The 16,289-nt window shown below is 65.8% G+C and carries 12 protein-coding genes; 10 read left to right on the top strand and 2 right to left on the bottom strand.

Annotated elements, in window-relative coordinates:
• The first annotated feature begins 105 nt into the window (after positions 1 to 105).
• From hutC to DUGA2_RS28910, 8 genes are all read left to right on the top strand, one after another.
• Positions 106 to 882 (top strand): histidine utilization repressor, encoded by a 777-nt coding sequence (gene hutC / locus DUGA2_RS28945; RefSeq protein ID WP_071658994.1) that lies wholly within the window; start codon positions 106 to 108, stop codon positions 880 to 882.
• Positions 883 to 1,019: 137 nt separating this feature from the next.
• Complete coding sequence (locus DUGA2_RS28940; RefSeq protein WP_070272814.1) at positions 1,020 to 5,303, top strand: PAS domain S-box protein; 4,284 nt, start codon at positions 1,020 to 1,022, stop codon at positions 5,301 to 5,303.
• A 15-nt stretch (positions 5,304 to 5,318) separates the two neighbouring features.
• Positions 5,319 to 5,735 (top strand): response regulator, encoded by a 417-nt coding sequence (locus DUGA2_RS28935; RefSeq protein WP_070272813.1) that lies wholly within the window; start codon positions 5,319 to 5,321, stop codon positions 5,733 to 5,735.
• Between the two features lie 218 nt (positions 5,736 to 5,953).
• The gene (trxA, locus tag DUGA2_RS28930; RefSeq protein ID WP_008452390.1) at positions 5,954 to 6,280 is read left to right on the top strand and encodes a thioredoxin TrxA; all 327 of its coding nucleotides are present in this window, start codon (positions 5,954 to 5,956) and stop codon (positions 6,278 to 6,280) included.
• A gap of 120 nt (positions 6,281 to 6,400) precedes the next feature.
• The gene (rho, locus tag DUGA2_RS28925) at positions 6,401 to 7,663 is read left to right on the top strand and encodes a transcription termination factor Rho (RefSeq protein ID WP_070272812.1); all 1,263 of its coding nucleotides are present in this window, start codon (positions 6,401 to 6,403) and stop codon (positions 7,661 to 7,663) included.
• Between the two features lie 277 nt (positions 7,664 to 7,940).
• Positions 7,941 to 8,210, top strand: a complete 270-nt coding sequence (locus DUGA2_RS28920) for a type B 50S ribosomal protein L31 (protein ID WP_008452394.1) — start codon at positions 7,941 to 7,943, stop codon at positions 8,208 to 8,210.
• Between the two features lie 114 nt (positions 8,211 to 8,324).
• Complete coding sequence (locus DUGA2_RS28915) at positions 8,325 to 10,049, top strand: glycosyltransferase family 39 protein (RefSeq protein WP_070272811.1); 1,725 nt, start codon at positions 8,325 to 8,327, stop codon at positions 10,047 to 10,049.
• An 85-nt stretch (positions 10,050 to 10,134) separates the two neighbouring features.
• Entirely contained in the window at positions 10,135 to 10,851 is a 717-nt protein-coding gene (locus tag DUGA2_RS28910; protein ID WP_070272810.1) for an ABC transporter substrate-binding protein, read from the top strand.
• A 24-nt stretch (positions 10,852 to 10,875) separates the two neighbouring features.
• Here DUGA2_RS28910 and DUGA2_RS28905 read toward each other — a convergent pair whose 3' ends face one another.
• Positions 10,876 to 11,259, bottom strand: a complete 384-nt coding sequence (locus tag DUGA2_RS28905; RefSeq protein ID WP_070272809.1) for a gel scht — start codon at positions 11,257 to 11,259, stop codon at positions 10,876 to 10,878.
• Positions 11,260 to 11,671: 412 nt separating this feature from the next.
• Here DUGA2_RS28905 and DUGA2_RS28900 point away from each other — a divergent pair, with 412 nt between their 5' ends.
• Both DUGA2_RS28900 and DUGA2_RS28895 read left to right on the top strand, forming a co-directional pair.
• Entirely contained in the window at positions 11,672 to 13,567 is a 1,896-nt protein-coding gene (locus DUGA2_RS28900; protein ID WP_070272808.1) for an AAA family ATPase, read from the top strand.
• A gap of 103 nt (positions 13,568 to 13,670) precedes the next feature.
• Entirely contained in the window at positions 13,671 to 14,246 is a 576-nt protein-coding gene (locus DUGA2_RS28895; protein ID WP_070272845.1) for a DapH/DapD/GlmU-related protein, read from the top strand.
• Here the strand turns inward: DUGA2_RS28895 and DUGA2_RS28890 are convergent.
• Positions 14,243 to 16,204, bottom strand: coding sequence for an APC family permease (locus DUGA2_RS28890; RefSeq protein ID WP_070272807.1), 1,962 nt, complete (start codon positions 16,202 to 16,204; stop codon positions 14,243 to 14,245). The genes DUGA2_RS28895 and DUGA2_RS28890 overlap by 4 nt on opposite strands.
• Positions 16,205 to 16,289: the final 85 nt, after the last annotated feature.

Here is a 16,289-nt window from a genome sequence, read left to right as displayed (position 1 = left end):
ATGCAGCCATCTTATCCAGCGCCCCGCAGCGACACACTCCGGCTCTTGCTTTTGAATTGGAGATTGTACGCCGGCTACAAAAGATGTTCAGCAGGCAAGCTCGCGATGCTAAAATGTCCGTCTGCCGCCAGTGAGGCGCACCCACGGAGAAGCCGTTTGGACGACGAACCAGCCCTGCAAGACACCACCCCGATTTTCCAGCGCATCAAGGACTACCTGGTGGCCCAGATCGCCGCCGGCATCTGGAAGGAAGGCGACGTGATCCCGTCCGAACAGGCGCTGGTCAAGCAGTTCGGCGTCTCCCGCATGACCGTCAACCGCGCCGTGCGCGAGCTCACCGCCGACCAGATCCTGACCCGCCGCCAGGGTTCCGGCACCTACGTCGCGCAACAGAAGTACCAGGCCACGCTGCTGGAGATCAAATCCATCGCCGACGAGATCCGCGCGCGCGGCCACGCCCACCGCAGCAGCCTGCAGCAGCTCGAGCGCGTCAAGGCCAGCGAGCTGATGGCCAAGCAGTTCGACCTGCCGGCCGGCCATCCGCTGTTCCACTCGGTGATCGTGCATTTCGAAAACGGCGTGCCGATCCAGGTCGAGGACCGCTGGGCCAACCCGCTGTGCGCGCCCGACTATATGGAACAGGACTACACCGCCATCACCCCCAACGAATACCTGATGCAGGCCGCGCCGCTGCAAGGCGCCACCTACAGCATCGAAGCGCTGGCGGCGCCGCGCGACATCGCCGAAATGCTGGCCATCGACACCAAACAGGCCTGCCTGGTGCTCAAGCGCCAGACCCGCTCCGGCGGCCAGGTGGCGTCGATCGCCACCATGTGGCATCCCGGCCACCGCTACCAGTTCGCCGGCAGCTTCGCCCAGTAAGCGCGCTTGGCTTCCGGGCTGGCTACCGGTTTGCTACCGTTCTTACAACTTTTCTCGCCTACGGCCAAACCTTCAATGCTATAGTGGCCCGGCCATAGTAGAAACAGGTAATGCCTTGCGGATTGAAAGGGAAGCTCTTGTTGCACCGCCGTTCCAGCCCCCTCTTCTGGCGCCGTCTGCCAAGCCGGCTGACGGCGGCTGCGCTCGTGCTGGCCTGGGGCCTGGGCGGCATCGGCGGCGCGCAGGCGGCGGAAAAGGTCAGCCTGCAGCTCAAGTGGACGCACCAGTTCCAGTTCGCCGGCTACTACGCGGCGCAGGACCAGGGCTACTACCGCGACGTCGGCCTCGACGTCACGCTGATCGAGGCCCGCCCCGGCGTCGATCCCACCCAGTCGGTGCTTGACGGCCGCGCCCAGTACGGCGTCGGCAACACCTCGCTGCTGGTGGCGCGCGGACGCGGCCAGCCGGTGGTGGCGCTGGCGTCGATCTTCCAGCATTCGGCCGCCGCGCTGCTGGTGCGCCACGACGCCGACGGCAAGCCGCGCCCCTGGCCCGGCAGCCGCGTGATGCTGGCGCCGAACAATGAAGAGCTGGTGGTGTTCCTGAAAAAACAGGGCATCCGTCCCGACAGCCTGGCGCAGCCGGCGCACAGCTACAACACCGACGACCTGCTCGAAGGCCGCGCCGACGCCATGTCGATCTACATCACCGAGGCGCCGTACACGCTCGAGCGCAGCAGCGTCGGTTACGAGATCCTGTCGCCGCGCATGCTGGGCGACGACTTCTACGGCGACACCCTGTACACCACCGAGAGCGAGCTGCGCGAACATCCCCTGCGCGCGCAGGCGCTGCGCGAGGCCACGCTGCGCGGCTGGCGCTACGCGATGGCGCATCCCGGCGAGATCGCCGACCTGATACGGGCGCGCTATCCCGAGCGCCACAGCCGCGAACACCTGATGTACGAAGCCCAGCGCATCGCGCCGCTGCTGGAGCAGGGCCTGATCGAACTGGGTTACAGCAATCCCGAACGCTGGCAAGCCATCGCCCGCACCTACATCGGCCAGGGCATGCTGCCGGCCGACTTCAAGCTGGACGGCTTCCTGTACCAGCCGCAGCCCGGCAACCGCCTGCAGCGCTACGCCACGGCGCTGGCGGCGCTGCTGGTGCTGGCGCTGACGGCGGGCGTGCTGTGGCGCCTGCGCCGGCAGGCGGCGGCGCTGCGCGCCACGCGCGCGGAGCTGGACAAGTCCGAACGCTTCGCCAGCTTCGCGCTGGAGAGCTCGGGCATCGGCATGTGGGAGTGGCAGGTCGACACCGGCATGCTGACGCTGTCGCCGCGCTATTGCGCGCTGCTGGGCTACGGCCCCGGCGAGTTCGCGCCGACGCTGGAGCAATGGCTGGGCCATGTGCACCCGGACGACGTGGCCCGCGTCGAGCGCAGCACCCAGTACTACCTGGCCAGCCTGCCCGAATCGAACGCCCAGATCTTCAGCGAGCACCGCATGCGCACCAAGAACGGCGGCTGGATCTGGTCGCTGGCGCGCGGCATGATCGTCGAGCGCGACGCCGCCGGCCGGCCGCTGCGCGCCATCGGCACCATGGCCGACATCAGCGAGCGCGCCGCCGCCGAGGAGGCGCGCATGTGCGCCATCATCGACGCCACGCCGGGCGCGATGCTGATCGCCGACAAGAGCGGCCGGGTGCGCTACGCCAACCCGGCCTGCGCGCGCAGCTTCGGCTACGAGGGCACGATGACCGGGCGCTCGGTCGAGCAGCTGGCGCCGGAGGCGATGCGCAGCAACGGCCGCGTGCGCGAGCTGTTCTCGCGCCCCAACCTGCCGGGCCGCGTGCTGAGCGCGATCCGCGCCGACGGCGGCAGCTTCCCGGCCATGGTGCACATCGCGCCGGTGATGCTGGCCGGCCAGGAGCTGGTGGTGATGGCGCTGCGCGACATGACCCAGCGCCAGCGCGCCGAGGAGGCGCTGCACGCCAGCTCCGAGCGCTACCGGCTGATCGTGCAGACCGCCGCCGAAGGCATCTGGATGACCGGCGCCGACGACCGCACCAGCTTCGTCAACCCCACCATGGCGCGCATGCTGGACTACGACGTCGAGCAGATGCTGGGCCGCGTGATGACCGACTTCATGGACGACGACGGCCGCGCCCTGCTCAAGCAGCACCTGCAGCGCCGCCTGGCCGGCGAGGCTTGCCAGGGCGACGTCTGCTTCCTGCGGCGCGACGGCAGCGCGGTGTGGTGCCTGCTGTCGACCACCGTCATCAACTCCGACGCCGGCCACTACGCCGGCACGCTGGCGATGCTGACCGATATCACCGCGCGGCGCCACGCCGACAGCGCGCTGCGCAGCTCCAGCCAGCGGCTGGCGTCGATCTTCAACGCCGTCACCAACGGCCTGGTGATGGTCGACGGCGACGGCCGCATCCTGGAGAGCAACGCCGCCGCCGCGCGCATGCTGGCGCACTCGCTGGCGGTCGACGGCGGCAGCCTGTGGCGCGGCGTGCGCGAGGACGGCACGCCGTTCGACGCCGCCAGCCATCCGGTGCGGCTGGCCATCGTCACCGGCATGTCGGTGCGCGACGTGGTGATGGGCGTGAGCCAGCCGGGCGGCGGCATGCACTGGCTGTCGGTCAACGCCGAGCCGATACCCGACGACAGCGGCGCGGTGCCGCTGGTGGTGGCCAGCCTGACCGACATCACCGACCGCAAGCACGGCGAAGACCAGCTGCGCGAACTGAACGAACACCTGGAAGAACGGGTGGCGATGCGCACCGTGGAATTGAACCAGGCCCGCCTGCTGGCCGAAGACGCCAGCCAGACCAAGGGCCAGTTCCTGGCCAATATGAGCCATGAGATCCGCACGCCGATGAACGGCGTGATCGGCATGGCCTACCTGGCGCTGAAGACCGACCTCGATCCGCGCCAGCGCGACTACCTGGAAAAAATCCGCTTCGCCGGCGAGCACCTGCTGGGCATCATCGACGACATCCTCGACATCTCCAAGATCGAGGCGGGCAAGCTGGAGATCGAGCAGGTCGACTTCGCGCTCGACCACGTGATCCAGACGCTGACCACGGTGGTCGCGCCCAAGGCCGCCAGCCGCGAGCTGGAGCTGGTGTTCGACCTCGACCCCGGCCTGCCCCGGGTGCTGCGCGGCGATCCGCTGCGCCTGGGCCAGGTGCTGATCAACTACACCAACAACGCCATCAAGTTCAGCGAGAAGGGCCGCATCGAGGTGCGGGTGCGCCAGGTGGTGGGCGACGCCACCGGCTGCCTGCTGCGCTTCGAGGTCAGCGACTGCGGCATCGGCCTGTCCGAGGCCGAGATCGACAAGCTGTTCCAGTCCTTCCAGCAGGCCGACACGTCGACCACGCGCGAGTACGGCGGCACCGGCCTGGGGCTGGCGATCTGCAAGCAGCTGGCGCAGCTGATGGGCGGCGAGGTCGGCGTGCGCAGCCGGCCCGGCCAGGGCAGCACCTTCTGGTTCACCGCGCGCCTGGGCATCTCCAGCGCCAGCGTGCCGGCGCTGATCGACCGCGTCAAGGACGCCGCCGCCGAACTGCTGGCGTCCTCGCGCAGCGCCGCCGTCATGGCCGCGCTGAAGAACGCCCGCATCCTGCTGGTCGAGGACAACACCTTCAACCAGCAGATCGCGCTGGAGATGCTGGAGGAAGTGGGCTCCTCGGTGTGCCTGGCCGCCAACGGCATGGAGGCGCTGGAGCTGCTGCGCCAGACCGCCTTCGACTGCGTGCTGATGGACGTGCAGATGCCGCTGATGGACGGCCTGGAAACCACGCGCCGCATCCGCGCCGACCCCGGCCTGGCCGACCTGCGGGTGCTGGCCATGACCGCCACCGCCACCAACGAAGACCGGGTGCGCTGCATCGAGGCCGGCATGGACGACTTCATCTCCAAGCCGATCCAGCCGGCGCTGATGTACCAGACCATCGCCAACTGGCTGCCGGTGCGCAGCGGCGACGCCCTGAGCGAAGCGCCGCCGGCCGCGCCGCGCCCGGCCTTCAAGGCCACGCTGGGCGGCGACCCGGCGGTGATCGACCTGTCCATCCTGGCCAAGCTGCTGGGCTATCATCCGCACAAGGTGCGCAAGTTCGCCTTCAAGTTCCTGCAGAACACCCAGGAGGGCCTGACCAAGATGGAGCGCGCGCTGCAGCGGGGCGATCTGGTCCAGGTGCGCGAGCTGGGCCACCGGCTGAAATCGCCGGCGCGCACCGTCGGCGCCCTCGGCATGGGCGAGCTGATGCTGGAGATCGAACAGTTGCCGGCCGACGGCCCGCACGCGCAGACGGCGGCGCGCGCGCAAGCCCTGCTGGCGCGGCTGTGGCCGCTGCTGGAACTGATCACCGAACAAATCATGACCAACACCACTTTCGCCGACGACAACTGAGGCAGGCAACACACCATGCGGATATTGCTGCTGGACGACGACGGATTCATGCTGGAACTGCTGGCCGACATGATCGCCAGCCTGGGCGAGCACGAGGTGCTGAGCGAAACCGACGGCCGCCGCGCGCTGGTGGCGCTGCGCCTGCGTCCGCCGGAGCTGCTGATCTGCGACCTCAGCATGCCGGTCATGGACGGCATCGACTTCCTGCGGCTGGCCGCCGCGCAGCAGTACGGCGGCTGCGTGGTGCTGCTGTCGGGCGTGGACAGAGCGGTGCTCAAGACCGCCGCCCGCCTGGCCGAGGCGCAGGGCCTGGCCATCCTCGACGCCTGCGCCAAGCCGCTGGAGATCGGCACGCTGGCGGCGCTGCTGGCCCGCGCGGCGGCGCGCTGCCGGCCGCAGGCCGGGCCGGTTCTTGACAACAATGGCAAATAGTTTAGATGGTTTCTACAATCTGCCGCACATTTCTAAAAAATGGGTTATTATTTACGCCATCCCCGCCTGCCGACCTTGTTGCCATCCCTTCCAAGACATTGAATTCGCGCAATTGGCCACCATCTGCTGCCTGTTACCGGCAACGTTGATGGCGATTGCAGACAACATGGCATAATCCCCAGGCGTTATTGATCCCACAGACCTCGATTGAGGAATATATGAGCGAAAACATCAAACACATCACCGATACTTCTTTTGACGCCGACGTCCTGAAATCCGACCGCCCGGTGCTGGTCGATTTCTGGGCCGAGTGGTGCGGTCCTTGCAAGAGCATCGCCCCGATCCTGGAAGAAGTCGCCAAGGAATACGACGGCAAGATCCTGATCGCCAAGATGGACGTCGACGCCAACCAGGCAGTGCCTGCCAAGTTCGGCATCCGCGGCATCCCGACCCTGATCCTGTTCAAGAACGGTGTCGCAGCGGCGCAAAAGGTTGGCGCCATGGCGAAAGGCCAGCTGACCTCTTTCATCGACAGCAATATCTAAGTAAGATAGTATTACGCTGGACCAAAACGGTGCCGCGCCCGCGGCGCCGTTTAATAACAGAGACAACCACGCAGTCCCCTCCCCTACCTTTACTTTCCCGTCACGGGACACTCAACACATATGCATCTATCTGAATTAAAGGCCCTACACGTCTCGGCATTGCTGGAGATGGCCATCGGTCTTGATATCGACAACGCGGCGCGTCTGCGCAAACAGGAGTTGATGTTTGCGATCCTGAAAAAGCGCGCCAAGACCGGCGAACAGATCTTCGGCGACGGCGCCCTGGAAGTGCTGCCGGACGGATTCGGCTTCCTGCGCTCGCCGGACGCCAGCTACATGGCGTCCACCGACGACATCTACATTTCCCCATCGCAGATCCGCCGCTTCAACCTGCACACCGGCGATTCGATCGAGGGCGAAGTGCGCACCCCCAAGGATGGCGAGCGCTATTTCGCGCTGGTCAAGGTGGACAAGGTCAACGGCGAATCGCCGGAAGCGTCGAAGCACCGCATATTGTTTGAGAACCTGACGCCGCTGCACCCGAACGAGCCGCTGCGCCTGGAACGTGACATCAACGGCACCGAGAACATCACCGGCCGCATCATCGACCTGATCGCGCCGATCGGCAAGGGCCAGCGCGGCCTGCTGGTGGCGTCGCCGAAGTCCGGCAAATCGGTGGTGCTGCAGCATATCGCCCACGCGATCACCTCGAATCACCCGGACGTGACGCTGATCGTGCTGCTGATCGACGAACGCCCGGAGGAAGTGACCGAGATGCAGCGCTCCGTGCGCGGCGAAGTGGTCGCCTCGACCTTCGACGAACCGGCCACCCGCCACGTGCAGGTCGCCGAGATGGTGCTGGAAAAAGCCAAGCGCCTGGTCGAGATGAAAAAAGACGTGGTCATCCTGCTGGACTCGATCACCCGCCTGGCGCGCGCCTACAACACCGTGATCCCTGCCTCCGGCAAGGTGCTGACCGGCGGTGTGGACGCCAACGCGCTGCAACGTCCTAAGCGCTTCTTCGGCGCCGCGCGCAACATCGAGGAAGGCGGCTCGCTGACCATCATCGCCACCGCGCTGATCGAAACCGGTTCGCGCATGGACGACGTGATCTACGAGGAATTCAAGGGTACCGGCAATATGGAGGTGCACCTGGAGCGCCGCCTGGCCGAGAAGCGCGTCTACCCGGCGATCAACCTGAACAAATCGGGCACCCGCCGCGAAGAGCTGCTGATCAAGCCGGACCAGCTGCAGAAGATCTGGATCCTGCGCAAGTTGCTGTACTCGATGGACGAGATCGAAGCGATGGAGTTCATCCTCGACAAGATGAAGGCCACCAAGAACAACGGTGAGTTCTTCGACATGATGCGGCGCGGCGGTTAAAACCGCCCACAGCTTCGTTGCCCCTCCTAGCCGTGCTATTCGCACTGTCTTCGTCGGGGCGCCTCGCCGCGAGCGGTTTTAACCGCCGCGCGATGCCGGGGTAGTAAAAGCGAAGTGCATCATGACAAACAGGCAACCTCGGTTGCCTGTTTGCGTTTACACCGGTATAATCGCCGATCGCATTATTTTTAATTCTGGCAAGTGAGCGGCAATCGGGTCACGAAGCAGTACCGACCGACGAAGTGCTGTTTGGCTACCTAACTAACCGAGGCTTCAAATGAAACCAGAAATCCATCCAGACTACCGCGAAGTGGTGTTCCACGACCTGTCGTGCGACTTCAAATTCGTTACCCGTTCGACCATCCAGACCCGCGAAAAGATCGAGCACAACGGTAAAGAATACCCGCTGATCAAGATCGAGGTGTCGGCTGAATCGCACCCGTTCTACACCGGCAAGCACAAAATCGTCGACACCGCTGGCCGCGTTGAGAAATTCCGCCAGAAGTTCGGCGCCGTGGGTTCGAAGACCCAAATCGCACAAGGCTGATTTTCGCCGCGATCATGAAAAAAGCAGCCTCTGGCTGCTTTTTTTGTTTGTCGCCGCCGCCGCCAGCCGGTTTTCCTTCATACTCCCGTTCACCTCTCACTTGCATACCGATCGATGAAGCCAGTCCGTCTTCCCGCCGCCGCTACCCTGGCACTGCCGCGCTGGGCCTTGTTTGCCCTGGGCCTGCTGTACATCCTGCCTGGCCTGATCGGCCGCGACCCGTGGAAGAACGACGACGCCGCCAGCTTCGGCATCATGTGGACCATGGCGCACGGCACTTGGCAGGACTGGCTGTGGCCGAACATCGCCGGCCTGTCGATGCCGGACGAAGGCCCGCTGGCGTTCTGGCTGGGCGCGCTCGGCATCAAGCTGTTCGGCTGGCTGATCGGCGACGTGCCGGCGGCCCGCGTCGGCACCGTCGGCGTGTTCCTGCTGGGCGTGCTGTCGCTGTGGTACGCCACCTTCAACCTGGGGCGCCGCCAGGATGCGCAGCCGCTGCGCCTGGCCTTCGGCGGCCAGCCCGAACCGGACGACTTCGGCCGCACGCTGGCCGACGCCGCCGTGCTGCTCTACCTCGGCTGCCTGGGCTTGCTGCTGCACAGCCACGAGACCACCTCGGAGGCGCTGCAGGTGTCGCTGGTGGCGCTGCTGCTGTACCGCACCGTGCGCTATGTGGAAGGCCCGTCGCTGCGCAACGCCGCCCTCAGCGGCCTGGCGGTCGGCCTGCTGATCTTGACGCGCGGCTGGGTCACGCCGGTGCTGCTCATGCTGGCCCTGTTCGCCTGCACCCGCTTCCTCGACCAGCCCGCTATCCGCGCGATGCGCGACCTGGGCGCCACCATCGCCGTCGGCGGCGCCGTGGCCGCGCTGTGGCTGCTGCCGGCGCAATGGCTGCAACCGTATCACCAGCTGCCGCTGAACGCCTGGCTGGCCTGGAACCTGGAGCTGTTCGGCCTGCCGAGCGCGGTGTCGCTCAAATTCTTCTTCCGCGTCGGCGTCTGGTTCTTCTGGCCGGCGTGGCCGTTCGCCGGCTGGGCCGTGTGGGCCTGGCGCCGCCAGCGCCGCGCGCTGCACATCGTGGTGCCGCTGGCCTTCGTCACCATGGGCGCGCTGCTGACGCTGTTCAACAGCCAGCCCGAGCAAGGCCAGCTGCTGGTGCTGCTGCCGCCGCTGGCCATCATGGCCGCCTTCGGCCTGCTGACCATGAAGCGCGGCGCCATCAACGCCATCGACTGGTTCTCGGTGATGGCGCTGACCTTGTGCGCGGCCGTGATCTGGGTGTTCTGGATCGCCAAGCTGACCGGCTGGCCGGCCAAGGCCGCCAAGAACGCGCTCAAGCTGGTGCCGGGCTTCCATCCGGAGCTGGGCTGGATCGCGCTGCTGGTGGCGCTGGCCGCCACCGCCGGCTGGTTCGCGCTGGTGCACTGGCGCATCTCGCGCCAGCCCGCCGTGCTGTGGCGCGCGGTGGTGCTGTCGTCCGGCGGGCTGATCCTGATCTGGATCCTGCTGATGACCCTGTTCCTGCCCGACGTCAATTACAGCAAGAGCTACGCCAGCGTGGCGCGCCAGATCGCCGACAAGCTGCCGCCGAACGCGCGCTGCATCGAGTCCAACGTCGGCCCGGCGCAGCGCGCCTCGTTCGCCTACTACGCCCAGCTGCCGTTCGCCGGCGTCGAAGGCGATGCCTGCGACATGCTGCTGCTGCAGGACAGCATCAAACTGCGCGACGAGCGCGAGATTCCGGCGCGCTACCGCGACCAGCAATGGCGCCTGCTGTGGGAAGGCCGCCGCCCGGCCGACCGCGACGAGCGCTTCCGCCTGTACCGCCGCGCCGACTAGGCCGCCGCACGCAAGGCCGGCGGGCGACAGTGTTGCCGCCCGCTTCGCATTGCTGCTATGCTTTTGACGAGAAAGCGGCCAGCCCATGCGACTTATTTTCCTGCCATTGTTACTCGCTGCCGCCGGCGCGGATGCCGGCGCCGCCACGCCGCTGAACATCGTCACCGAACACGCGCCGCCCGCCAGCATGCAGGGGCCGGACGGCGTGACCGGCCGCGAAACCGACAAGGTGCGCGAGCTGATGGCGCGCACCGCCACCCCCTACAAGATCGAGCTGTTCCCGTGGAAGCGCGCCTACCTGATGGCGCAGAGCCAGCCGCACACCTGCGTGTACTCGACCTCGCGCACGCCCGAGCGTGAAAAACTGTTCAAATGGATAGGACCGACCGACGAGGCCGAATGGGTGTTGTGGGGCCGCGCCGACCACGAGTTCCCGTTGAAGACGCTGGAGGATGCGCGCAAGCTGCGCATCGGCACCTACATCGGCGATGCGCGCGACGAGTATCTGCGCAGCCGCGGTTTCAATGTCGAGCCGGTCAGCAACGACCTGGCCAACCCGCAGAAGGTGCTGCTCAAGCGCATAGATTTGTGGGCGGTGGGCATGCGCACCGGCAGCCCCGGACCGAGCCGGCAGGAGTGGGCGGACAAGGTGGTGCCGCTGCTGGTGTTCAACCGCATCAAGGTCTACCTCGCGTGCAACCCCTCAGTGCCGGATGAGCTGGTGGACAAGCTCAACGCGGCACTGGCGGAGATGCGGCGCGACGGTAGTCTGGCGCGCCTCGAACGCAAGTACGAACACTAGGCCCTGCCGGCGTCGCACCCGGCATCAACGCTTGGCCATGACGATGGCGTCGCCGGTGGCCTTGGCCAGCGGCAGGCGGCCGAAGTTGGCGACGCCGACGGTCTGGGCTTCATCGCTGAAGTCGAAGCGGGTGCCGGCATCGCTGACGAACTGGTCGCGGGCGGTAGGGAAGATCTCGACGCGCTCGCCCTTGTCGACCTGCGCGTAGAAGTGGGCCTGGCGCTGGCTGAATTTCAGCACCTGGCCGTTGGTCAACTGATACGCATTTTTGTAGTCGGCAAAGTCTTCCTGCATGATGTGGATGCGGGCGTGGCCGCCTTTGATCTGGACGCTGGTATCGTCGGCGTGGGCCGCTGGGAGGGTGGCGAAAGCGAGAGCGGCGACGACGCCGAAGAGAGTGGTTTTCATGGTGTGCTCCGTTAGATGAGTGCGTTGTAAATACTGCCGGGGAGCCACCGCTGCTTGATCGAATCAGCGGTAGACATGTACAGATTAACAAAGCGCGCGCGCAAGATCCGGCGTATGCGACGAGCTGTCAATCCGCGTGCGCAAAACGTCGAAAATCGCGATGAACGGCAGCCGCGCCGCCGTTGTTGCGGCACCTGCCTTTTTTTTCAGCACAACCGAGACAAAGCGCCGCAGTCCCGCTATAGTGCCGGTATGCCGAGTTGCCACACGGCATGTTTGTTTCGCAATATTGAAGGCAACACCCCGGCAGCGCCCCACCTCGCGCGCCGGCCATAGCGGCCTCGGCTGCTGCGCCCCGCCCCTGCGCACCAGCCCGCCATCAGCCGCACAGCCCTCTGGCCTGGATAGCGTCATGTTTAATCTGTACAAACTTCACACCGCCCTGCGTAACAATTACGTGCGCGCCGGACTGGTGCTGCTGGCCGCGGCCATCGTGGTGCTGCTCGGCTGGCGCGCCGACGTGCCGCAGGACCAGCACCCGATGCTGCGCTCGCAGGACATCTCGCAGATCACCGCGCTGGCGGGCGAGCGCGAGCGGCTGGAATACCTGATGGTGGCGGCGCCGCTGTCGGAAGCGCCGCGCTATGTGTTCAAGCTGCGCGACGATCCGCTGCTGTACGTGGTCAAGGTGCCGGCCAGCACGCACCAGAGCCTGGAGCGCGAGATCCTGCTGCGCCATAACATCCCCTACGCCATCGCGCGCGACGATTACCTGGCCTCGCACCGCGCGGTGCTGCAGGACGAGGAAGACAGCAAGCTGGCGCGCGTCGGCGCCTTCCTGCGGCGCCACGCGGTCGACCTGCTGCTGGTCGGCCTGGCGCTGTTCGTGCTGCGCCACGGCCTGCCCGGGACGGGCGTGTCGGCCACGGTGCTGACGCCGGACCAGCTGAGCGGCAGCATGGACGACCTGATCGGCATGGAGGACATCAAGCAGGAAGTGCTGCACCTGGAGGACATGATACGCAACCGCGCGGTCTACCGCGAACACGATATCGACAAGCCCTTCAACGTCATGCTGACCGGGCCGGCGGGCACCGGCAAGACCAAGCTGGCCGGCTACCTGGCCAAGCGCCTCGACGTGCCGCTGATCCAGGCCTCGGCCTCGGCGCTGGAGTCCGGCTACATCGGCGGCGGCTCCAAGGCGCTGCACGCGTTACACCGCAAGGCTTGCGCGCGCGGCAGCTGTATCATTTTCCTCGACGAAGCCCAAAGCCTGTTCATGCCGCGCGGCCGCGGCGAAAAGAAATGGGAAGACGACACCGCCAACACCCTGCTGGGCCTGCTCGACGGCGTGCGCAGCGACCAGGGCGCGGGCGTGATCTGGGTGGTGGCCTCCAACTTCGACGACGCCTCGTCGCAGATGGACGAGGCGATGCTGCGCCGCTTCTCGGTCAAGATCAACTTCCGCCTGCCGAACAAGACCGAGCGGCGCGAGCTGCTGCGCGCCTTCCTGGCGCGCAAGGCCGACGGCTGCGTGAACTGGGACCAGCTCAACCTCGACCAGGTGGCCGAGATCACGGCCAACCTCAGCCCGGCGCTGCTGCAGACGGTGGTCGAGCGCGCCAGCATGATCGCCATCCAGGAGCACGCGGTGATCGACACCGCGCTGATGTTCCGCGCCTTCGAGCGCGCCACCATCGGCCTGACCGACCGCGCCACCACGGCCGAGAAGACGCGCCAGCGCGAGCGCGTGGCGCTGCACGAGCTGGGCCACTTCTTCATGCAGATCGACCCGTGGCTGCGCCAGGGCATGACGCTGGAGCAGGTCAAGGAGCGCTCGCCGCTGCTCAAGATCAGCACCGAGTCGGTATCCAAGCTGGGCGCGCTCGGCTATGTGCTGTCGGCCGCGGACGACGTCGCGCTGCGCACGCTGGAAGAGCTGGAGCAGGACGTGATCCAGCTGTACGGCGGCGTCGCGGCGGAGGAACTGTTCTACGGCGCGCGCGGCATCTCGGTCGGCAGCCAGAACGATATCCAGAAAGCCACCTCGATGCTGGACATGATGGTCAACCAGCTGTCGATGTATTCGCGTTCCAAGCTGGACTACAGCCAGTTCAAGCACCAGGAGCGCGACCTCGACCAGGTCGAGGCCAAGGCCGACGAACTCTACAGCTACACGCTGCAGGCGATCGCCGACTACCGTGTGCAGATCGGCGAGCTGAAGGAGGTACTGATGGACCAGTACGTGCTGTCTAAGGACGCCATCTTCGCGCTGCTGGCGCAGCAGCAGCTGGCGCCGCGTTCATAGTATTTTTTTAATATTTCATCCTCTGGTGCGCCGCGATTTGGCGTAACGGTGTAATATTGCGGTGCAACATAGGACTCGTCTACCTATGCCCCAAAGGATGAAAATGAAACAACTTCTGAAGCGCGCCATTAAAAAAAGCCTGAAAGCGACCATAGGCTGGCCCAGGGACAAACCCGACCTGATCGACCACTACCGCAAAAACGGCATGAAGGTGGGCAGCAACTTCCACATGCTGGAGGGCTGCATCATCGACGACTCGCACTACTGGCTGATCGAAATCGGCGACAACGTCACCCTGGCGCCGCGCGTGCACCTGCTGGCCCACGACGCCAGCACCAAGATGCACCTGAACTACACCAAGATCAAGAACGTCACGATCGGCAACAAGGTCTTCATCGGCGCCGGCAGCATCGTCATGCCGGGCGTGACTATCGGCGACAACGTCATCATCGGCGCCGGCTCGGTCGTCACGCGCGACGTCGATTCGGACTCGGTCTACGCCGGCAATCCGGCCAGACGCATCTGCGGCATCGAGGAATACCTGGCCAAGGAAGAAGCCCGCATGACGGAGGACAAAACCTTCGGCGAAGACTACACGCTGCGCCAGGCCGTGGGCGCGGATAAAAAGGCCCACATGAAACGCGTGCTGGAAAAGAACGGCATCGGCTTCGTCATCTAGACCTTCATCGGCAAGATCACCATCTGCAAGCCTTCCAGGTGCAGGCGGCGCTGGGCCGCCAGCGCCGCCTGGTTGTGCAGCAGCCGCGTGAACCAGTTGTCGGACGAGAAGATCAGCTTGCTGGTGAAGAAGATCGCGTGCGGGAACTCCTGGCTGATCTCCTCGCACATGCGGGTCACTTCCTCCACCGCGTCGGTGCCGAAGCCCAGATAGGACGAGGCCGCCATGCCGTGGCTGTGGCAGAAGTCGACAAAGAACTCCAGCGTCTCCGCCGCCTCTGCGCGCATCTGCTCCAGCGCGCCCTCGCCGCCGTAGGCGTGCGAATCGACCGTGCGCGCATTGACGAACAAGAAATTCTTGAAATGGTGGGGGAACATGCGCTGCACCCACAGCAGCGCGTGCAGGCCGCCGCCGCGCGAGGTGCCGACGATGAACACGGCGGTCTGGTCTTCCGGATTGGGTTCGACCGGCTGCGTGTTCGGGCCGAAGGGCTGGCTGGCGAACACCTCGTCGACCGAATGGATGGCTTGCTTGGTGGCGCGGTAGTGCTTGCGTATCAGCACGCACAGGCCGGCGATGGCGGCGATGATCAGCGCCGTCGCCCAGCCGCCCTCGGTGAAGCGCTCGACCAGCAGGATGGCCAGGATGCCGGCGCAGATCACGAAGCCGGTGGCCGACAGCAGCAGGCGGCGCTTCCAGTAGGTGCCGGGCCGGCGGTTGCGCGACCAGTACAGCACCAGGCCGAACAGCGAAATGGCGAAGGTCAGGAACACCGAGATCGAATACAGCACCACCAGCAGCGTCACGCTGCCGCCGGTCCACCACAGGATGGCCAGCGCGGCGATGCCCATCACCAGGATGCCGTTCTGCGTCACCAGCCGGGTCGACAGGTAGCGGAACTTGTGCGGCACCCAGGAATCGGACGCCATGTTCGACAGCACCGACGGCCCGCCCAGGAAGCCGGTGTTGGCCGCCACGAACAGCAGCCCGGCCTCGAACGCCAGCACGATCACCAGCAGCAGCTGGTTGAGCGTCTCGCCGCCCAGGCCCATGCTGGCGATGATGGTCTTGAAGGTGGAGGCGTTGAGCGTCTCGCCCGGCACCGGATGGGCGTCCCACAGCAGGTACAGCAGGATGATGCCGCCGGCCGTGAACGCCAGCGACAGCGCCATGTACAACATCGTCACCTTGCCGGTGCGCACGCGCGGCTCGGCCAGCAGGTTGACGTTGTTGGACACCGCCTCCAGCCCGGTGTAGGTGCCGCCGCCCTGCGAATAGGCCAGCAGCAGCATGCCGGCCACGCCGGTCCAGCCGATCTCGCTGGCCAGCTTGCCGGTGTCGGCCATCGTGGTCGGGACCAGTTCCGGCAGATGCGAGGCGTGGGCGAAAATGCCGTAAACGATTAATACCAAATGGGTGGCGACGAAGCCGAGGAAGATCGGCAGCAGGATCTGGATCGCTTCCTTCAGGCCGCGCAGGTTCATCACGATCAGCAGGCCGATGAAGAACACCTCGGCCCACAGCTTGTAGGGCTGGAAGCCCAGCGGCAGGAAGGAGGCCAGCGCGTCGACGCCGGAGGCGATGGAGATGGCGATGGTCAGCACATAGTCGAGGATCAGCGCGCAGCCGGAGATCAGGCCCATGTAGGGGCCGACCAGCTTGGTCGCCACGCGGTAGCCGCCGCCGCCGGTGGGGAATAGTTCGATCACCTGGTTGTAGGCCAGCGCGATGATGAACACCGTGACGGCGGTGGCGATCGCCATGTAGAGGCCGAGGTGGGTATGGCTGCCCAGCGCGCGGAAGGTTTCCTCGGGGCCGTAGGCGGAAGAGGACAGGCCGTCGGCGCCGAGGCCGACCCAGGCCAGGAAGGCCACCAGCGCCATCGAGTGGCGGGTTTCGCTCTTCATCGGGTCGAGCGCCTTGCCCAGGATTATTTCGCGTATCTTGTTATTTTTCATGCGGCAGCTGCCGGCGCGGGCCGGCGGAAGCGGAAGGTAGGCGTGATGATACCCGCTTCGGCGGCGGATAAATACTTGTAAAAAT

Source organism: Duganella sp. HH101 (assembly GCF_001758795.1).
Lineage (GTDB): Bacteria > Pseudomonadota > Gammaproteobacteria > Burkholderiales > Burkholderiaceae_D > Rugamonas > Rugamonas rivuli.
The sequence above is the reverse complement of the archived record's forward strand: the minus strand, read 5'-3'. Positions and strand labels throughout refer to the sequence as shown.

What these genes read in the sequence shown, in the direction of transcription:
- trxA (WP_008452390.1), top strand. Translation starts at nt 5,954, where the DNA reads ATGAGCGAAAACATCAAACACATCACCGATACTTCTTTTGACGCCGAC.
- DUGA2_RS28890 (WP_070272807.1), bottom strand. Translation starts at nt 16,204, where the DNA reads ATGAAAAATAACAAGATACGCGAAATAATCCTGGGCAAGGCGCTCGAC.
- hutC (WP_071658994.1), top strand. Translation starts at nt 106, where the DNA reads ATGCTAAAATGTCCGTCTGCCGCCAGTGAGGCGCACCCACGGAGAAGC.
- DUGA2_RS28900 (WP_070272808.1), top strand. Translation starts at nt 11,672, where the DNA reads ATGTTTAATCTGTACAAACTTCACACCGCCCTGCGTAACAATTACGTG.
- rho (WP_070272812.1), top strand. Translation starts at nt 6,401, where the DNA reads ATGCATCTATCTGAATTAAAGGCCCTACACGTCTCGGCATTGCTGGAG.
- DUGA2_RS28905 (WP_070272809.1), bottom strand. Translation starts at nt 11,259, where the DNA reads ATGAAAACCACTCTCTTCGGCGTCGTCGCCGCTCTCGCTTTCGCCACC.
- DUGA2_RS28920 (WP_008452394.1), top strand. Translation starts at nt 7,941, where the DNA reads ATGAAACCAGAAATCCATCCAGACTACCGCGAAGTGGTGTTCCACGAC.
- DUGA2_RS28910 (WP_070272810.1), top strand. Translation starts at nt 10,135, where the DNA reads ATGCGACTTATTTTCCTGCCATTGTTACTCGCTGCCGCCGGCGCGGAT.
- DUGA2_RS28915 (WP_070272811.1), top strand. Translation starts at nt 8,325, where the DNA reads ATGAAGCCAGTCCGTCTTCCCGCCGCCGCTACCCTGGCACTGCCGCGC.
- DUGA2_RS28895 (WP_070272845.1), top strand. Translation starts at nt 13,671, where the DNA reads ATGAAACAACTTCTGAAGCGCGCCATTAAAAAAAGCCTGAAAGCGACC.
- DUGA2_RS28935 (WP_070272813.1), top strand. Translation starts at nt 5,319, where the DNA reads ATGCGGATATTGCTGCTGGACGACGACGGATTCATGCTGGAACTGCTG.